Genomic DNA, 17,821 nt, shown 5'->3' with positions numbered 1-17,821 from the left:
CTTAAAAGAACTTGCTCGCTTCATCATCCGAATCAGCTATTATGTCGTCGCAATTTTCATCGCTTAACTTGTCAGTTTGTTTCCCCGAAAATCGCTTTCGGCTCTTTTGTTTTACTCATTAACTATTGTTAACTTTCTTCCTTCTCTTATTGACTGAACTCGCTCAGCCTCAACTTCTTTCGCTCTTTCAAGCTCCCTTCCGTTTGGGTCTGCAAAGGTAGAAAACCTTTTCTTATTTCCAAAACTTTTTTATTTTTTATTTTTCAAAGTTTCAGACCCGCTTCGCTCTCTCCTTTTCCTCTTTTGCGGGCTGCAAAGGTGTGGATTTTTTTTCATTCCCACAAAAAGATTTTAATCTTTTTTTTCCTTTACTTTTCTATCCTTTTAATGTACTAACCCGGCTAACTCACTTCCTCGTTTGCGGGCTGCAAAGGTAGCCACTTTTACGCCTTCTCCAAATTATTCTTTACTATTTTTCTTAATGTTTCCTTAACTAACTATACATCAACGAGAAAAAGTTTATACAAGCCTCGAAAACCAGCGTTAGGGATAGCAGCGGGTACCGGCCAACGAGCGTAAAGCCTGCAGGCGTATGAACGAATAGCCCGGCCGAAGGCAACGCCCTCATTCAGCTTGCTGTTTTGAGCACCGCAGTTAATACTTACAAAAATCACGAGTCATCAACATCTATCCGGTCTATAAATAACTTATCCAGTTGCAACCTTTGCTATATACTTAGGAAGACAACCGCCGGAAACTCTGCCAACGATGACTTGCATACCTCCGGCACACTATTTCTCTAACTTTTCATTTACAATGCCTAAAACGATTTATAGAAATCTATATTTGTTAAACAACCAATTCAAAACACAACACATCTTATATAATGGAGGAAAAACCGCTACGAAGCCGGCAATGGTTTGGTAAAAAAGGCAAGGATGGCTTCATATACCGCGCCTGGATGAAAAACCAGGGGATCCCGGCACATCAGTTGCAGGGGAAGCCGGTGATTGGCATCTGCAATACATGGTCGGAGCTTACACCCTGCAATGCCCATTTCCGGGAATTAGCCCAATCTATAAAAAACGGCATTTATGAAGCCGGTGGATATCCCGTTGAATTCCCGGTGATGTCATTAGGCGAAACTTTGGTTAAACCTACTGCCATGCTGTACCGAAACCTGGTAAGTATGGATGTTGAAGAGAGTATCCGTGCAAATCCGCTGGATGGCGTGGTGCTGCTTTGCGGCTGCGATAAAACCACGCCTGCACTGGTAATGGGAGCCTGCAGCGTAAATATTCCAACCATAGTAGTATCGGGCGGGGCCATGTTAACAGGGAAATACCGGGGCCGGGATATCGGCACATCGGATATCTGGCGCTTTTTCGCCGATCATCAAACCGGGCAAATGAACGATGAAGACCTTTATACTGCCGAAGCCTGCATGGCCCGCAGCCAGGGGCATTGCGCGGTAATGGGAACGGCATCGACAATGGCCTGCATGGTCGAATCGCTGGGACTTTCACTGGCAGAGAATGCGGCTATCCCCGCGGCCGACTCTCGTCGTAAAGTATTAGCGCACCTATCGGGCAATCGCATTGTTGATATGGTGCATGAAGATCTGAAACCTTCAGACATCCTTACCCGGCAGGCTTTTGAAAATGCCATCACCGTTAATGCGGCTATTGGCGGCTCTACAAATTTTATTATTCACCTGCTGGCCATAGCAGGCCGCATCGGGATTGATTTAAGTATGGATGATTTCAATACATCATCCCGCAAAATACCCTTACTGGCCAATCTGCAGCCCTCGGGCAAATATTTTATGGAGGATTTTTATTACGCTGGTGGTTTACCGGCCTTAATGAAAGAGCTGCATGAACAACTTAACAGCGGTGCCATAACCGTAAGCGGCCACCCTATATTGCGTAATTATGAAAACAGCGAATGTTTTAACCGCGAACTGATAGCGCCGGTTGATAATCCTTTTAACCCAACAGCAGGTATAACGGTACTGAAAGGTAATCTTTGTGAAAACGGGGCTGTGATGAAACCGTCGGCGGCAAGCCCGGGCTTAATGCAGCATACCGGTAAGGCCGTGGTATTTGAAAATATAGAGGATTTTAATCATCGCATTAACGATCCGGCATTGGATGTGGATAAAAATAGTGTGCTGGTATTGAAAAATGCAGGCCCAAAAGGCTACCCCGGTATGCCCGAAGTTGGCAATATGCTGATCCCAAAAAAACTGGCCGACCAGGGCATTACCGATATGGTACGAATCTCTGACGGGCGGATGAGCGGTACCGGCTTTGGCACGGTAGTACTGCATGTATCACCAGAAGCGGCCATCGGCGGCACATTGGCTATAGTACAGGATGGCGATATGATTAAACTTGATGTACCCGCCGGTACACTGCACCTTGAGGTTAGTGATGAAGAAATTGCCGAAAGAAAATCAAAACTGGTATTAAACAACAATATCAGCAAACGGGGATACACTTATTTATATCAAACGCATGTAGAGCAAGCCCATCTTGGGGCTGATCTCGATTTTTTAAGAGGGGGCTCGGGGAGTGAGGTTTTAAGGGATTCGCATTGAGAGATTAAAAAAATGTCATTTCGACGAGAAGGGATGGACTGCGCTGTGGAGTAAGGAGAAATCTTATACACCATGCATTTGGATTATCGCTTGTATAAGATTTCTCCTCACCCCGATCATTCCCCAACACACATGTTCGTCGAAATGACATAATGCAATAGATTATTAAACCATCAACCTAAAAAATGATAACTGATAAATTTAGCGGACAGGTAGCCATAATAACCGGTGCCGGGCAAGGGATAGGTTTTGAAATAGCTAAACAGCTAAGTCTCGCCGGTGCGGATGTATTATTGAATGATTTGAGTGAAGAACTGGCTGTTCAGGCATCCGATACCATTAATGGGCTCGGCTGTAATTGTTACCCGATAGCCGGCGATGCTTCGGACATTGATTTTATACAGCAAATGGTTGATGAAGCGGTACAGCGTTATGGCAAACTTACCATTGCCGTCGCCAATGCCGGGATCACTTTGTTTGGCGATTTTTTGAATTACCCTGCCCAATCCCTGCAAAGTGTAATGAATGTTAATTTGCAGGGCAGTTTCTTTTTGGCGCAAAGGGCAGCCAGGCAAATTGTGAAACAAAAAAGCGGGGGCAGCATCCTGTTCATGTCCTCGGTTACGGGGCACCAGGCCCATCAGGACCTTGCCGCTTACGGTATGACTAAAGCAGCCCTCGAAATGCTGGCCAAAAGCCTGGTGGTTGAACTATCACAACATCAAATTACCGTGAATACCGTGGCGCCCGGTGCCACCCTTACCGAGCGCACGATGGAAGATGCCGGATATCAAAAAACCTGGGCCCGCATTACCCCTATGGGTCGCGCCGCAACTGTTGAAGATGTGGCAAACGCGGTGTTGTTTTTGGTTTCGCCCGATGCAAGGCACATTACCGGGCAAAATTTGGTAGTTGATGGCGGATGGACGGCGGTTAGTACTTCTCCGTATTAGTGAATAGTGAGTGGTTGATTAGGTGAATGGTTTGAAAATAATCACTAACTGATGGATATTTTCAGGAGGAGGAATTAAGAGATGCGCATAAATACGTAAGGATTAACTTACCTGATACTTGTTAATCAAATTCCCAACTTTAGAAAATTCATATAAGAATTTGCCTAAGATATACTTCTCGGTGCCGATGTCCACTTGGCTTGGAAGGTGTTTATATCGTCCATGATTTATCTGCAAAAACTCATCTAACGAAATTTCACTATCATAATGGCAGACCATTAACATTCGAAAATTGATGGTTCCCAGTTCTCCTTCATGAAGCTTGGTAAATGTATTATTGATTGCATCAGGCACATCAGCAAGCGCCGATGCTTGAATATTTACTTCCTCAGTAATTTTAGAGATATCTTGTCCCCAATATTTTTTTGCTACAGTTTCGTAATTTCCAATGAGTACCGGATTCAGTTGTTTAAAGTGCTTTGCGCATTCATTTAGCCCATCAGCCGATTGAAAATGTGTTAAAATTCCGTTATTAAAATAAAGATATAATCCAAGGCTAATGGCGGTAAAAATGCCGTTTGGCTGGGTGTCTTTGAGGTTAAGGACTTTAGATAGAAACTCCACAGTCAAAGATTCGTTTTTTATCCCTTCATTTAAAATAGCAGAAACCGACACATCATCAAATTCATCCTTGATGTTGAATTTTTTCAGGAAGTTTCTCACTTTATCCTCTGATAATTTAACGACAGACTTTTTAGTACAAATAAAAACTATGTTATCAGATAAAATCTCAAGCCCAACAGCCTGAATTTCATTATTGGGATCATAGTCTCCCAAATACATTTGAATCTGATCAATGTGATAGCCTAAACTATTAGATATATCATTGAATGACGCATTAAGTGGAGGATTGGTTAATTCTGAAAAACCATTAATGCTGGGTATGAAATAACCAGAAGATTCCTTTTGTGACTTTGGTTTAAAAAAGCTCATAATTTAGCCTTGTGGTGAAACAAAGTTATAACTTTCTTGGATTTCATTATTTCAATTTGTCCAATATTTATTTCATTTAAACCCCAATTAAAACCCAGACTTGCGAAGTTTTGAAAACTTCGCAAGTCTTATCACAGTTCGAGGTTATTCAACAGATAATCAAACGTAAACTTTGGCTCATAACCAAAATACCGTTTAGCCTTGTTACTTATATAAACCCGGTCAATGCTTTTCGGAAATGTCCAGCCATTTAATTCGTAAATAGTTTTAGCCTGCGGATAGTGCTTTATGATCACTTCTGCCGGGTTATGCTTTAATTGTACAAGCTCATCTTTTTTAAAAGGAGAACTACTGGTGATATTAAAGATCTCGAACTCAGGAAAAGTTTGTTCCAAAGCTAATTGGAGGCCTTCGGCACCATCGCGTTCATCGAGGCCGCGGTATAGTCGGTGATTTAGTTTGAGGTTATCCGTTTCGGGCAGGAAACGACCAACGCGGTAAACCGATGTTTGCAAGCCTTCGCGGTAAAAGAAATCCTTACAAAGCTGCTCGGCGGTTTGCTTGGTGATGTCGTAAATATCCCGTGGTTTAATAGGCAGTTCTTCATCAACCCAAACGGCCTTTTCTTTATCTACCATTGCATCGCCATAAATAGATGTGGTGCTGGTATATAATAATTTAGATATGCCATTTGTAACGCAGGCATTGAGCAAATTGAGCGTACCATAAATATTTACGTCGATGAAAGCTTCGCGCGGATAGTTCAATTCATAATGCTTTCCGTGGATAGCGGCAGTATGAATAATTGCATCGATATTTTGGGTGATAGCTAAAACAGCATCTTTATTTAAAATATCGATCAACGCATCAGTAGTCTCAGCCGGGATCAGATCTATGCCGGTAACATCATGCCCATTAGTGCGCAAATGTTGAGCCGTAACTGCTCCTAACCTTCCAGATGAACCCGTAACTAAAACACGCATAAATTAGTGACCTGGTGCTATAGCCAAAATTCGGGACCACTCCGGGTGGCGTTTCAGGTATGATACCACATAAACACAAAGGGGCACCAGTTTGAGGTTATTCTGTTCGATATAGTTGAATGTTTTTTCAACAATAGCCGATGCCACGCCTTTGCCTTCCAGTTCAACCGGCACTTCGGTATGGATGAGGTAAATTTTATCGTCCTTTTTTTTGTAGTCGATAAAAGCACGGTAGCCTTCAACAGTCAATTCAAAATTGTGGATGGCCTCATTATTTACCAGGGGGATTTCTTCGTATTTCATAGCGTATATATTACGGGGTGAACAAATGTATAAAATGTTCACCCCGTTTAACAGAAATTACTTCTTAATTCCCCAAACCGATACCGATCCAGCCTTCACTTTAAACTCGGCCCAACCATCAGCGGTGATCACTACCTCTTCTCCCTCGTGTTTATCGAGGTAATCAACAAACACTTTGCCTGCATGCCCTGCCCCAATTTCCATTTCCTTAAAACCATCCTCACTGTTTGAAATCACTACGGCACAACCTGAATCTTCGTGATCGGTATCGCCTTCACGCGTCCAGCCTATGCAGTTAGGGTGGTCAAAATAATCGCGCTGAGTTCCGTAGGCCATGTTTTTCCTTACATAAAGCATGGTTTCCAGTTCGGTTACTACAGGCAGCTCTATTTCATGATCTTCACCGTCGCCCCCCTTGTCTGTATATTTTGCGCCGTACATATCGGCATAAAAAACGCATGGGTAACCGGCTTCACGCAGCAGGATCAGCGCATAGGCCAAAGGCTTAAACCATTGATCGATTGGTTGCTCCAACGACTGCAGCGGCTGGGTGTCGTGATTTTCGATAAGTGTAACTGCCAGTTCGGGCTTTACGCTCACAAGTGTATTATCAAAAATAGTGGTGAGGTCATAATCCTTCCCGGCCCTCGAAGCATGATGAAAGTTATCATGCAGTAAGGTATCAAAAAGCGACATGCGCCCTTCGGTCACCTCAATGTATTTTAATAATTTAGGCAAATCGAAAGCCCAATACTCGCCAACAGTAAAAAACTCCTGCTTAAACTCATTGCGCATATAATCAAGCCATTCGTTGTAAAAGCCGTGATCCATATGTTTAATGGCATCAAGCCTGAAGCCATTAAATTTTGCGGTTTCAAAATACCATTTGCCCCATTTTTTCAGTTCGTCCCGTACGCTTGGGTTACGGGTGTCAATGTCTGAAAGCATAAGGTAATCAAAATTGCCGTTTTCGTCGTCAAGTACATCTTTCCAGCCCTCGCCATATTGGTTCTGGATGCTGAATATGGCCGTTTCCTTTTTATAGGCATCATAATCAATACCCGAAAAACACTGCCAATCCCATATAAATTTGGAGTATTTACCCTTGCGGCCCGGGAAAGTGAATTTGGTATATGCACCTATTTCGTAAACCTCGCTAATAAACTCGTTACGGTTAGCGGGGTCAACTTTGCGGGCATTTACCTTTTCAATTTCGTCGGCACCGCCCATGTGGTTAAGTACCACATCCACATACACCTTTAATTTAGCTTTTTGTGCCGCAGCTATAGCATCGAGATACTCCTGTTTTGTGCCGTATTTTGTTGCGATCGTACCTTTCTGATCAAACTCGCCAAGATCATAAATATCGTAAACATCGTACCCGGCCGAGAGCCCCCCGCTTGCCGCTTTATAAGCCGGCGGAAGCCATACCGAATCGATCCCTTTTTTCTTCAGGTTTTCTGCATCATTTTTTAACTGATTCCACAATCTGCCTCCGGCTGGGTAATACCATTCAAAAAACTGCAGCATTGTAAAATTTTCCATGCCTTTAATTAAGTAAGCTAATTATAAATGACTACTTAACTAAATATAAACAGAAAGGTTTTAGCAATACTTAACGACAGCGTTAAATCATTGTGAACCCCAAGATTTACAGGACATGAATCTGTCAAAGCTTTTCTGTTTACACCATCAGGAAATACAAAACCCAGGCTGTTTAAAGCAGGGTTGTTATTTAAAACTTATCTTCTCTAATCGCTTTCATACCCTTTGTCCACCTTACCAATTGGTCGAACATAATTTTGGCATTTTTATCCAGTCTTTCATCCGCCATAAAGTTATTGTCCTCGTCAACAAACTGATTTAGCTGAGGGATATTTACCATTTCGGCAAGGGTTACATTTTTTAGTGAGAGCAAATCGGTTTTTAAACTCATAACTGCTCTTACTCCGGCAAAAGGGCCTATAGAATAACTTACAATGCCACTTGGCTTATAAGCCCACTCGTGTACTAAGTACTCAATTGCATTTTTAAGCGGGGCAGGATAACTATAATCATATTCGGCAGTTACGAAAATAAAGGCATCCGCCTCTTCAATTTTAGCGCTCCATTGTTTGGTATAGTCGTGTTCGTATTGCTTAAGGGCAGGATGAACAGGCTCATTCATTAGGGGGAGGTTAAGTTCACCAAGGTCAATCATTTCAGCCTCGAAACCATGGCTGTTGGCTGCCTCAGTTATCCATTTTGCTATTGCAGGCCCTTTACGACCCGGACGTACGGTTGATGTTATTACTTTGAGTTTATACATGCTCATCTGTTTGCGGTAAAAATTAACAATTCATTAAGACGCAAACTTAAAAGACAAGATGATAAAGTCGATACAAATATTTATTTAAGTATCAATACCGGGTGCCTGGCATTTAAAGACAAAGCTTCGGTTATGCTGCTGTGGGTTAAATTATAAAAAAAGCTGTGTTTGCCCGGCAGGGCAATGATCAATTGTACTTGCTGTTCTGTAGCAAAATTGAGTATGCCCCGTACAATATTTTTATCATCCGAATAATGAAGCTTACATTCATAACAATTAACCAGTTGTTTTACCGATGCTTCAAATTCGGCCTCCCGGCCAATATGTTTTTTCTTCGGGTCGACATACAGGAGCATCAGCTTTGGGTTAAGCCAGCTGTGCGACGTGTTAAGGCCTTTTAAAACGCCGAGCCGGGCTAAGGCTTCCAAATCACAGGGTACCAGTGCCTGTTCTATTTTATGATAGTTACAATCGGGCGGAATAACCAATACTTTTACCGGACTGCTTTTTGCAATTTCGATAATCTGTTCGCCAATCATACTTAACTCATGCCCCATATCGCCGCCAACTATCATCAGGTCGGGGTGCTGATCTTCAACTACATTGTGTATAGCCCTAACGATAGGCTCAGTGCTAACTACCGTTTCTATCTCAATATTTTCGTGGCAGCGGTTTTTCAGCTTTTTCATGAGCTCCTTAAGCTGAACTTCTATTTTTTGTCGCTCATTTTCAATATCATCAGCGCTTATCAATAAAAAATCGGGAGAAGGAAGGATTTGTTCATATACCGATGTATAATAACTTTTGAGCAGTATAATTTTCTTTACCGGCATATCACAACCCATGTCGGCTGCATATTTTATAGCATTGGTATTGGTGTCGGAAAAATCTACCGGTATTAATATAGTTTTCATAACAAACAATTTAGGTACGTACGAGACCCGTGCGCTTAATGCTAAATTTACGATTTGTTTAACTATTTAATACAACTATTTGCAGCTAAAACGCTAATAAAACCTTCCCCCCTTTATCATAAGCAAAAGCCTGCGCAAACTCATCAACTGTATAAGTTGCCGATGGGGAAAGCTGAAACTCGGCCCTGCCAATGGAATGTACTAAATGACTGATCATCTGAGTTTTTTCTTCGAGCGAAAGTCCTGCCACATATCCCCTCACACCAAAACCTTTAATGACCAGGTTTTTAAAAACGACTTCGGCGTTGAGGTAGGCAGCCGGCTGTGGATCAAGCAAACCATAAACAATAAGGTGCCCTCCGGGCGACAACGAGGATATTATTTCAGTAGCCAGCTCCCCGCCTACCGCGTCAAGTGCCGCTTTGATGCCCTTGCCTTTGGTAATTTCATCAATAACCTGCTTAAGCGTACCGGGTTCGGGAACTATTACTTCTTCGGCTTTTAAAGCTAATAACTCTTGCTTTTGCGCCTCATCGCGTACGGTGGCTATAACACAAATACCTTTTTCGGCGGCAAGCTGTATCACTATGCGCGATACTGTGGAATGGCCCGCGGTAAGCAGCAGCCAGTCGCCGCTTTTTACTTGTGCTTCTTGTATTAAACCATATGCGGTGTACGAATTGAGTAATAATTGCGCGGCTTTTGCTAATGGGAAGGTATCGGGCAATAATACCACGTCCTGCTCGTCAACTACCACATATTGCGCCCAAGCCCCTATTTTGCTAAAAGCTACCAGGCTGCCTTTGGGGATAATACTGTCATGTCCGGCTTCTTCAACATAACCGGCACCTTCCAGTCCTGCTATTTGGGGCAGCACCGGCTGATAGCGGTATTTTCCGGCAATAAAAAGCAGGTCGGCCGGGTGTACAGGGCAGGCCTTCACCCTGATGAGCAACTGGCCGGAAGCCGGTTTGGGGTAGGCTAAATGTTTCAGTTGTATCACATCAGCGGCATTGCCTGCCTGCTCAAAAACCAATGCTTTCATAGTTGAAATACAAATTTCGGCTATGAAAGTTTTGAATGAGGTTAACATCTGCCACAAGAAGTATAAGGTAAAGCAAGCATGTTGACAGGTCTGGTTTGCAAAATTGAGCTAAAAAGCTTCACTAAAATTTATACCCTAAAGCAATGCCCAGGCTCCGGGTCCTGGTTTTCTCGTACGGGTAATTACCAACCTCGATATTGGCAAGCCCTAAATCATGAACCGCATTAATCATTAAACCGTTATCAAACTCAAAGCCGGCGACTACATTGGCTCCATAGTCGAAAGATTTAAAATTGCTCCTGTCATCACTGCCGAATTTGGCTTTGAAGCTAAAGTTGGCGGGAGATGATTGCCCCGGCGATTCGTTGCTTGCCGGTGTAAACCTGCCTGACAAAGCCCAACCAATATATGGCCCGGCGCCCAGATAAAATTTGCCGCCATGAACCGGAATATTATAAACCAGGTTAACCGGCACCTGGATATAATATAAACGCCATTTGCCATACATCCGGTAAACAATATCTCCGCTTAAAACTTCTTCGGTAGTTTTACTGCTTAATGAATTGAAAATAATAGCCGGCTGCAACGAAAACCTGTTGACATTAAAGCTGGCAAAGGCCCCGGCGAAATAGCCGGACCCGCTTTTTTCGGCATCGCGGATCTGCACATCCGTGCCGGGCGTCCGGGATAACCAGGTGCCGCTTACGCCCGCCCTGATGCCAAATTGAATAGCGTTTGTTTGTGCGGACAATTTAAAACATGCCAATAATAGCAGGGACGACAAGGTTAAATGTAATTTCATGTTTGTGTAAAGTATGGTTTAGAAGGGATACGAAAAAATGCACCGGGATGCGACATTCAACAATAAATTTTAGCGATAAAAAAAGCTTACCCTTAATGAGGTAAGCCTTTTATATATAATTGTATGCGATTATTTTTAAAACTTAATACTCATGCTTAATGTACCACGAGTTGGGTTTTGTGGCGCCAAACGGAACGACCAGTATTTTTCATTGGTCAGGTTGTCCAGCTTAAAGCCGATGCGGAATTTGGGCTGATCATAAAATACAGTGGCATCAACCGTAGTATATGACGGTATGGTGAATTTAAACGCCGCGGTATTGGTTTGGTATGAATCACTTCCGTAGTTGCCGCCCACTCCAAAACCTAAACCCTGAACTTTACCGTGGGTAATGCGATAACTCATCCATAGGTTGGCCAACCTTGCCGGACCTGAGTTGGCAGGACGTAAACCCTGCAGACCTGTGCCAGGAGCGGCGGCGGTAATTTTGCTGTTGTTATACGCAAAGCCAGCTACAATGTTGAAACCGTTAAAAGGATTAGCAATCAATTCAGCCTCGATACCTTTGCTGAGTTGAGTACCAGCCTGGGTTGAAAAGCCGGGATGGGCAGGATCATCCATAGTAGTGTTGGTTACCGAGATATCGTAGTAACTGATAGTCGAGCTGATCTTGTGATCCCAGGCATCTACCTTTACACCTGCCTCCCACTGGTTGGCATATTGCGGTTTAAAGGGCGTATTGTCGAAACTCGTTGCGCTTACATTGTTAAAGCCATTCATGTAGTTGCCAAATAACGATAGCTGGTCTTTAACTACCTGGTAAACCAAACCAAATTTGGGCGACCATGCCGTTTGACTGAAATTGCCGGTGGTTTTGCCATCGGCGGGTGTGTAAGCGCCTTTGTTAACAAACCTGTCGATACGGATGCTGGCCATGGCATTCAGCCGTTCGGTAATATTAAACACATCTGATACATAGGCAGCGTAAGAGCTTTGGTTATTTTGAACATAATCGCCGGGCTTGGGAGCGGCAGCGGCCACAAGTGCCGAAACTTTATCTGCCGTAAAACTATTATAAGCTGCTCCCGGATCAAGGTAACTGATTGCCGGGGTGCTTACGGTAACGTTGGTATTATTGCTTTTTTGATTATAATACTCTAAACCTGCAACAATGCGGTTACGGAACTGACCGATTTTAAAATCGCCTATAAAGTTTTGCTGTACGTTGGTGATATAGTAAGGATAATCTTCCTGGGTAGCCTGCCGTTTTATCTGCTTGCTACTATCGACAAGGGTAAACGCGGTAACCATGCCTTTGGTGGTCGAAAAAGTTTTATTGAACATGGTTTGCGATTTCCAGTGATCCGAAATTTTGTAATTGATCAATGAATAAAGATCAATTTGCCTGCTCAGGTAATCAACGCTATTGTTACCGAAAGAACGTTTATAGTCGATGCCGAGATCTTTAACATTATAGGTCTTTCCTTTGATATCCGGGGCAAGCCTGTAGGCCGAAGTAGCGTTCGAGTTACCTATTTCGGCGTCAACATCAACCGATAAACGATCATTAATGATGTAGGTTATGCTGGGGGCTACAAAAAAACCGCGGTTAAAGCCCGCGTCCTGGAAACTGTGCTCGTTGTGCAGCGCCGCGTTAACGCGGAACAATACGGTTTTATCCTTATTTAAAGGCATGTTAACATCGGCCGTAAGGCGGTTGAGATCGAAGCTGCCCGTTTGGTAAGCGATTTCGGTACGTGGTGTTTCATTGGGTTGTTTGGTAACACGATTAAACAAGCCCCCGAATGAAGCCAGGCTGCTATTGAACAGTGTACCGGTAGGGCCTTTTATAGCTTCTATCTTTTCAATATCGGCAGGGTCGATACTATTAAAATTATACCCCGCCACGCTGTTACGGATAAAGTTGCCGGTAACAAAACCTCTTGATAGCAAGGTGGTACGCCCGTTATTATATACTAATGGCACACCTGTACCCGGGATATTTTTAAAACCATCTGCATAACTGGTTACAATCTGTTCTTTCATCAGTTCGCTGGTAACTACACTGTATACCTGCGGGTTTTCAAGGTTTTTCAGCGGCAGGCGGGCTACATCTTCAGTTTCTTTCTTCAGGAATTTGTTGTGCCTGGCGCTTTTAACATAAACCTCCTGCAGGTCTTTTGCCCCTTCGGTTAAAACAAAACCTACTGTGGTGGTTTCACCTGCACTAACAGTAATCTTTTTGGTTTGACTTTGCAGGCCGATAAAGCTTGCAACAACGGTATATGTACCTGCGGGAACATTTTTAATAGTAAAATGACCGCTTTGCCCGGCAGTTGCACCAAACTTAGTATTGGTTAAAACAATATTGACAAACTCCGCAGACTTACCATCAGCAGTTTTCACGGTACCCTTTACAGTTCCTGTGCCGGTTTGCGCAGTTGCATTATAGTTTAAAAACAGCATCGTCAGCATGAAGCCAAAAGCTATTTTGATTACTACTTTAAAATTTGAAGAAACATTTGTTATGGCCGGCTTGCCGGAAGCAAGAATAGGGGTAAATGTAAAATGCATATTTTACTTAATAATGAATTGATTAAAGGATCAGTATTAACTGATCCGGGCTACAGAGTGCACCAGGGCCCGGAACCGGCGCAAAGTTATATTTATTTAGATTAATTACAAATAAGGTTTTAAAATATAGACTTCTAAGCTAACCATGAACATGTTTCACAAAATCATCGGGAAGTTTATTTGACGAGCTAAATGCGCCAGCAAAGAGATCAGTATTTTCCCCGGTTTAGGGTCCGGGCCTGGGCATTACAAAGAAGTGTTGCTATTTACGTGGGACCTGATGCAAAGAAGTTTAGGTATTTGCCTAATCAAGATATAGATTTGATATTGTCGCTTATGGAGTGATCCCTACCCTTTCATTCAAGGCGTTATCAATAGTTCTGTAAACGCTTTCAACCGGTACCCGCAATTCATCAAGCCTGCCACTATCCAACAGGGATTTCTGTTGTTTAACAAAACCGGTGATATCCTCAATGCGGATAATTTGTTTTTTTCCGAAGTTTTCAAGTAACCCTCCTTTTAAGCCTAACTGTATAGCGCGGCGTTCCTGCTTATGGCCATATGGGTCATGATCGGGATCCCATTGCAGGCGTACTTCCCTTTGGTCGAGATCAGCCCGCCATTGTTCATGGTTATCATGGTAACTGGGATTAAAGGACGAGATCACAGCTTCATTTAAAATAGACTCAAAATCTTTTTTGCTTATCCATAAAGCCAGCACACTTTCCTGGTTTTCCTTTTCGGCCCAGCCGCAGCGGTACATCATCCACAAAAAATTAGGCTTAATCCACGACATGCGATTGTAGCTGTATTCATTCCCGCCTAAAAACTGGTTTTCGGCAGCGAAGCGGGCAATACTTTTCTTGTAAGCCTGGTAAACTACAATTTCCTCATTTGTTTGATGAGCAAGAATATGTTGCCCGGTTTTTGGCCAGTGTTCAAGGGCCTGTTGGTAAAATTCTGTTATAATATTCATATTATAATATAACAAATTTTCACGGCAATATCAAGCACTACGGCCTTACCGTGTTTAGAAAACTACTCCTCCCTCCCCGGAAAACTTTCACTGCCCCGCATATAGCTGCCCAAACGTTTCAGCAGGTAGGTTGCTTTTATCAGCAATGTTTTATCGGTAACAAACTCGCTAATATCGTCTGCTTTGTTCATCAGCTCCTGCTTATACACGTCCTTAAAATCGAAATAATTGAGTGCAAACTTCCATTTGCCGGTTAAAAACGAAAAAACTTCGCTGTCGTTTTCAAGCAACTGCGAATAGTTAATTACCAGGTAATCATCGGGCTTCAGCTTTTTAAGCATTTTCAATATTGCTTCATTGTAATTGATCCATACTTTTAAATAGCTTTCGGCATGGTCATGATAAAATGCTTTCAACCTGCGTGGCCGTCTGAAATGAGTCCATACCTGGCGCTGAATATATTTACGGGCCATGTACTTTTGATCAACGGATACAAAATCGCGCCTGAGCAATGAGCTAACCACCGATTGGTAATTACGCAAAACCACCAGGTACCTGGCGCCTGGCAGCAGCTTTGCATAAGTATCCAAAAAAAGGCAGGTACGCGGGTCTTTCCAGGCCCATTGCTCATAAAGCTGCTGTTTAATGCCAATTACTGCCTTCATCTTTTCAAGTTGGTAAAGCGGCACCTCAATATTCCGGGTATCGGTTAGCCCCGATACTTCCAAACTGTTACGATCAAGGATCTCTTCATGCAGCTTCAAAAACTCCAGATCTTCAAAGTGGCCATCAACATTGCCTGTACCGCTGCCGCATAAGCGCTCGCCAATTTGCAGGCCGCAGCGGTTTAACCAGTTGGTTATAAGCGATGTACCCGAACGGTGCATCCCCGCAATAATTAACGTTTGCCGGGGCGTGAATTTAACTGTTGTATTGATCATAGCTTGGTTAATAACGGCCGGCTGGCTGTAGTTGCTTAATTTGCTCCTGCTGATAGTTGTCAAGAATAAAACCTGCCAACATTTCGGTTGCCTCGGTCTGCCTGGTAATATGGGTGTTGATATACAAATCAGGCGATGACGGGATTTGGAAAGGGTCATTAACACCGCTTAGGTTAGTTACCTTGTCCGGATGACCCTCGGGCAATAACGCGCGCTTGTAAAGGCCTTTGGTATCCCTTTGCAACAGCGTTTTAACCGGGCAATCAATATGGATCAGTTTCACATCAGGGTAAGTCGCTATCAGTTCACGGCGGATCACATCATATGGGTTTATAGCGCTGACAATAGTCACCACACCATGCCCGGATAATTTACCGGCAATAAAACCAAGCCTGCGGATATTTTCAAAACGGTCTTCCCTGGTGTAACCCAGGTTAGGGAACAGCTTTTGACGGTATACATCAGCATCAATAATTTCAACAGGGATATCAGTATCAGATAACCTCATTTTAACATGTTGAGCAAGGGTGGTTTTACCTGATCCAGATAACCCGCAAAGCAGAATAATCATAAGGTGGTGTGTTAAGCGTTAATAATAATTGTTGTGTAAACCGTTATTGAAAGCTTAACGCAAATATTTCGGACGAAATTGTTGTTAACACTTACTGTATCGATACATGGCAACATTGTATCGATGAACAGCAAAATGACGTAGACGGAGAGAAAACTTCAGCAGTTAATTATGATTACTGCTTCTGCATGCACCAGGTTGTCATACAGCGCAGGTTTTGCACGTTGGTGGTTTTTATAGGTTCATAAAGTTGAGCGCCCAGTTCACGGGTATATTCAAGCAGGATGCCTTCATTTACCAAAAATCGTTCGGAGCCGTCGGGCAGCAGGTAGCGATAATTGCCTAAAGGTTGTACCAATGTTTCAATGCCGATATCAGATGCAAGCCTTGCAAAGAAATAACCGCCTGGTTTCAGTACGCGCCAAAGTGAGCGCACCATATTGTCAAAATGCTCGGCATCATTAGCAAAATGCAACACGGCGCTGCAAATTACCAGGTCAAACTGTCGGTCATCAAAAGGTAAGTCTTCAACAGTACACCGTTTAAAATTATCAGGCGAATGATCAGGGCACAGATCGGCGGATAGCCTTTTGGCCAGTTCAACAGCATGCTCGCTTTGATCAACCATAAACCTTGAAGCCGTTTTGCAAAAAATAAGCTATGTTTCGCCCTTCGCCGCAACCTGCGTCAAGTATAGTGCGGCAATCGTCAAAACGCCCTTTTAATAGCTGGTCGAATAAATAGATATCGATATCGCCGTATAATTTCCGGAGGTTATTGCTGTTCATGGCCAATCCTGTTTTCACCCGAAATTACTGTTTTATTGGATGCCATGGAGAAAACTTATTAACTTTAAGTATGGCTACCGATATGTATATTTTTTTTCAATTTATGAAAAGCACCTTGTTGCCGCTGCCGGGTGTTACCCATAAAATGCACTTTGAGCATCCTGCATTTTACGTTAACGATAAGATCTTCGCCAACATACATGAAAAGGATGAGCAACTGGCTATTTACACCACCGAGCGCGAAAAATGGATGGCGCTTGACACACATACCTTTTTCATTACCCCGCATTACCAAAATTATAAATACATGCTGGTGAGCCTCGAAACCGTTTCACCCGGCGATCTGAAGCACCTGTTAATAACAGCGTACCTTGCAAGGGCCACCAAAAAGTTGATTAGGGAATATGAAAAGATGATAGCAAATGGTTAGCCCGCTGCGCTTTAAGCTTATGGCCGTACGCCATTCAAAGCGTCGCGGTTAAGATAAACGTAAATCAAAACTCCTACTACTAAAACCGCCAGCACTACAAGCCCGATCTTCCCTTTTTTCTTATCCTGGCGCATAAGCCAAACCATCGCTGCTATTAGCGGAATAACAAAAACAATGTAAAAAATATATCCTGATGCGTTCATATGCCCCCTAACCCCCTAAAGGGGGAATGTTAATGTGTTATTTATTTTTATAATATCATCTTTATACTAAGCTTCAGCCATACCTCCCCTTTAGGGAGTAATAGCCCATCAAGAGGCAGTAGCCATTTTGTTAATTAAAAAGTTAAACACCTGGTTATTGCCTCTATTGTTATATTTAAATGTGAACTCATTCAGGTATGATTGCAAATGTCTGAGCGATACTTTATGGTATTGACCATATATCCCCCGTTTTAACAATGTCCAAAAGCCCTCAATCGTATTGGTGTGATACTCTCCCCGGGCATACTCTTCTTTTTCCTTGTTTAATACCTGATGTTCACGGAATATTTTATTTAAACCGGCATATCCACCAAAGCCGTCCGTTACAATAGTAGCATCTGTGCTCACTGATTGTTCAACAATGGGTTTGAGCGT

General features: G+C 43.0%; 19 protein-coding genes. 3 read left to right on the top strand and 16 right to left on the bottom strand.

Annotated elements, in window-relative coordinates; all coding sequences use genetic code 11:
* The first annotated feature begins 886 nt into the window (after window positions 1–886).
* Together BLS28_RS30215 and BLS28_RS30210 are read left to right on the top strand one after the other, a co-directional pair.
* Complete coding sequence (locus BLS28_RS30215) at window positions 887–2,602, top strand: IlvD/Edd family dehydratase (protein WP_091176558.1); 1,716 nt, start codon at window positions 887–889, stop codon at window positions 2,600–2,602.
* A gap of 185 nt (window positions 2,603–2,787) precedes the next feature.
* The gene (locus BLS28_RS30210; RefSeq protein WP_091176555.1) at window positions 2,788–3,555 is read left to right on the top strand and encodes an SDR family NAD(P)-dependent oxidoreductase; all 768 of its coding nucleotides are present in this window, start codon (window positions 2,788–2,790) and stop codon (window positions 3,553–3,555) included.
* A gap of 102 nt (window positions 3,556–3,657) precedes the next feature.
* On the opposite strand, the gene BLS28_RS30205 is transcribed toward BLS28_RS30210, so the two are convergent.
* The 14 genes from BLS28_RS30205 to BLS28_RS31485 form a co-directional block, all read right to left on the bottom strand.
* Window positions 3,658–4,548, bottom strand: coding sequence for a hypothetical protein (locus BLS28_RS30205; RefSeq protein ID WP_091176552.1), 891 nt, complete (start codon window positions 4,546–4,548; stop codon window positions 3,658–3,660).
* A 131-nt stretch (window positions 4,549–4,679) separates the two neighbouring features.
* On the bottom strand, window positions 4,680–5,531 hold the full coding sequence (locus BLS28_RS30200) for an NAD-dependent epimerase/dehydratase family protein (protein WP_091176548.1): 852 nt from the start codon (window positions 5,529–5,531) through the stop codon (window positions 4,680–4,682).
* A 3-nt stretch (window positions 5,532–5,534) separates the two neighbouring features.
* Entirely contained in the window at window positions 5,535–5,834 is a 300-nt protein-coding gene (locus BLS28_RS30195; protein ID WP_091176545.1) for a GNAT family N-acetyltransferase, read from the bottom strand.
* Window positions 5,835–5,891: 57 nt separating this feature from the next.
* Complete coding sequence (locus BLS28_RS30190) at window positions 5,892–7,379, bottom strand: alpha-amylase (protein WP_091176542.1); 1,488 nt, start codon at window positions 7,377–7,379, stop codon at window positions 5,892–5,894.
* A 190-nt stretch (window positions 7,380–7,569) separates the two neighbouring features.
* Window positions 7,570–8,142: an NADPH-dependent FMN reductase gene (locus BLS28_RS30185; protein WP_091176539.1), complete on the bottom strand. Its 573-nt coding sequence runs from the start codon at window positions 8,140–8,142 to the stop codon at window positions 7,570–7,572.
* Between the two features lie 80 nt (window positions 8,143–8,222).
* The gene (locus BLS28_RS30180; protein WP_091176536.1) at window positions 8,223–9,056 is read right to left on the bottom strand and encodes a universal stress protein; all 834 of its coding nucleotides are present in this window, start codon (window positions 9,054–9,056) and stop codon (window positions 8,223–8,225) included.
* An 85-nt stretch (window positions 9,057–9,141) separates the two neighbouring features.
* On the bottom strand, window positions 9,142–10,149 hold the full coding sequence (locus BLS28_RS30175) for a zinc-dependent alcohol dehydrogenase family protein (RefSeq protein ID WP_091176534.1): 1,008 nt from the start codon (window positions 10,147–10,149) through the stop codon (window positions 9,142–9,144).
* Between the two features lie 73 nt (window positions 10,150–10,222).
* Window positions 10,223–10,903 carry a porin family protein gene (locus tag BLS28_RS30170; protein WP_091176532.1) on the bottom strand — a complete coding sequence of 227 codons (681 nt, stop codon included), beginning with the start codon at window positions 10,901–10,903 and terminating at the stop codon, window positions 10,223–10,225.
* 135 nt (window positions 10,904–11,038) lie between these two features.
* On the bottom strand, window positions 11,039–13,477 hold the full coding sequence (locus BLS28_RS30165) for a TonB-dependent receptor (RefSeq protein ID WP_091176530.1): 2,439 nt from the start codon (window positions 13,475–13,477) through the stop codon (window positions 11,039–11,041).
* Window positions 13,478–13,811: 334 nt separating this feature from the next.
* Window positions 13,812–14,453, bottom strand: coding sequence for a DUF4291 domain-containing protein (locus BLS28_RS30160; protein ID WP_091176527.1), 642 nt, complete (start codon window positions 14,451–14,453; stop codon window positions 13,812–13,814).
* Window positions 14,454–14,515: 62 nt separating this feature from the next.
* The gene (locus BLS28_RS30155) at window positions 14,516–15,394 is read right to left on the bottom strand and encodes a sulfotransferase (RefSeq protein ID WP_143020924.1); all 879 of its coding nucleotides are present in this window, start codon (window positions 15,392–15,394) and stop codon (window positions 14,516–14,518) included.
* Window positions 15,395–15,401: 7 nt separating this feature from the next.
* Window positions 15,402–15,965, bottom strand: coding sequence for an adenylyl-sulfate kinase (locus BLS28_RS30150; protein WP_091176522.1), 564 nt, complete (start codon window positions 15,963–15,965; stop codon window positions 15,402–15,404).
* Window positions 15,966–16,140: 175 nt separating this feature from the next.
* Window positions 16,141–16,593: a class I SAM-dependent methyltransferase gene (locus tag BLS28_RS30145; protein WP_256337590.1), complete on the bottom strand. Its 453-nt coding sequence runs from the start codon at window positions 16,591–16,593 to the stop codon at window positions 16,141–16,143.
* Window positions 16,586–16,771, bottom strand: coding sequence for a class I SAM-dependent methyltransferase (locus tag BLS28_RS31485; RefSeq protein WP_256337589.1), 186 nt, complete (start codon window positions 16,769–16,771; stop codon window positions 16,586–16,588). Before BLS28_RS31485 ends, BLS28_RS30145 begins: the two co-directional genes overlap by 8 nt.
* 85 nt (window positions 16,772–16,856) lie before the next feature.
* Between BLS28_RS31485 and BLS28_RS30140 the strand changes: the two genes are divergently transcribed.
* Window positions 16,857–17,183: an MmcQ/YjbR family DNA-binding protein gene (locus tag BLS28_RS30140; protein ID WP_176844614.1), complete on the top strand. Its 327-nt coding sequence runs from the start codon at window positions 16,857–16,859 to the stop codon at window positions 17,181–17,183.
* Between the two features lie 17 nt (window positions 17,184–17,200).
* Here BLS28_RS30140 and BLS28_RS30135 read toward each other — a convergent pair whose 3' ends face one another.
* Window positions 17,201–17,386 carry a hypothetical protein gene (locus BLS28_RS30135; RefSeq protein WP_091176516.1) on the bottom strand — a complete coding sequence of 62 codons (186 nt, stop codon included), beginning with the start codon at window positions 17,384–17,386 and terminating at the stop codon, window positions 17,201–17,203.
* 108 nt (window positions 17,387–17,494) lie between these two features.
* The coding region (locus tag BLS28_RS30130) for an IS1595 family transposase (protein ID WP_143020923.1) at window positions 17,495–17,821 on the bottom strand (327 nt) is incomplete at its 5' end.

This window comes from Mucilaginibacter gossypii (assembly GCF_900100945.1).
In the GTDB taxonomy this organism is placed as follows: Bacteria; Bacteroidota; Bacteroidia; order Sphingobacteriales; family Sphingobacteriaceae; genus Mucilaginibacter; species Mucilaginibacter gossypii.
The sequence above is the reverse complement of the archived record's forward strand: the minus strand, read 5'-3'. Positions and strand labels throughout refer to the sequence as shown.

Bases quoted from the DNA above. Each gene is read 5' to 3' on its own strand.
- BLS28_RS30215 (WP_091176558.1), top strand. From the start codon at position 887: ATGGAGGAAAAACCGCTACGAAGCCGGCAATGGTTTGGTAAAAAAGGC.
- BLS28_RS30210 (WP_091176555.1), top strand. From the start codon at position 2,788: ATGATAACTGATAAATTTAGCGGACAGGTAGCCATAATAACCGGTGCC.
- BLS28_RS30205 (WP_091176552.1), bottom strand. From the start codon at position 4,548: ATGAGCTTTTTTAAACCAAAGTCACAAAAGGAATCTTCTGGTTATTTC.
- BLS28_RS30200 (WP_091176548.1), bottom strand. From the start codon at position 5,531: ATGCGTGTTTTAGTTACGGGTTCATCTGGAAGGTTAGGAGCAGTTACG.
- BLS28_RS30195 (WP_091176545.1), bottom strand. From the start codon at position 5,834: ATGAAATACGAAGAAATCCCCCTGGTAAATAATGAGGCCATCCACAAT.
- BLS28_RS30190 (WP_091176542.1), bottom strand. From the start codon at position 7,379: ATGGAAAATTTTACAATGCTGCAGTTTTTTGAATGGTATTACCCAGCC.
- BLS28_RS30185 (WP_091176539.1), bottom strand. From the start codon at position 8,142: ATGTATAAACTCAAAGTAATAACATCAACCGTACGTCCGGGTCGTAAA.
- BLS28_RS30180 (WP_091176536.1), bottom strand. From the start codon at position 9,056: ATGAAAACTATATTAATACCGGTAGATTTTTCCGACACCAATACCAAT.
- BLS28_RS30175 (WP_091176534.1), bottom strand. From the start codon at position 10,149: ATGTTAACCTCATTCAAAACTTTCATAGCCGAAATTTGTATTTCAACT.
- BLS28_RS30170 (WP_091176532.1), bottom strand. From the start codon at position 10,903: ATGAAATTACATTTAACCTTGTCGTCCCTGCTATTATTGGCATGTTTT.
- BLS28_RS30165 (WP_091176530.1), bottom strand. From the start codon at position 13,477: ATGCATTTTACATTTACCCCTATTCTTGCTTCCGGCAAGCCGGCCATA.
- BLS28_RS30160 (WP_091176527.1), bottom strand. From the start codon at position 14,453: ATGAATATTATAACAGAATTTTACCAACAGGCCCTTGAACACTGGCCA.
- BLS28_RS30155 (WP_143020924.1), bottom strand. From the start codon at position 15,394: ATGATCAATACAACAGTTAAATTCACGCCCCGGCAAACGTTAATTATT.
- BLS28_RS30150 (WP_091176522.1), bottom strand. From the start codon at position 15,965: ATGATTATTCTGCTTTGCGGGTTATCTGGATCAGGTAAAACCACCCTT.
- BLS28_RS30145 (WP_256337590.1), bottom strand. From the start codon at position 16,593: ATGGTTGATCAAAGCGAGCATGCTGTTGAACTGGCCAAAAGGCTATCC.
- BLS28_RS30140 (WP_176844614.1), top strand. From the start codon at position 16,857: ATGAAAAGCACCTTGTTGCCGCTGCCGGGTGTTACCCATAAAATGCAC.
- BLS28_RS30135 (WP_091176516.1), bottom strand. From the start codon at position 17,386: ATGAACGCATCAGGATATATTTTTTACATTGTTTTTGTTATTCCGCTA.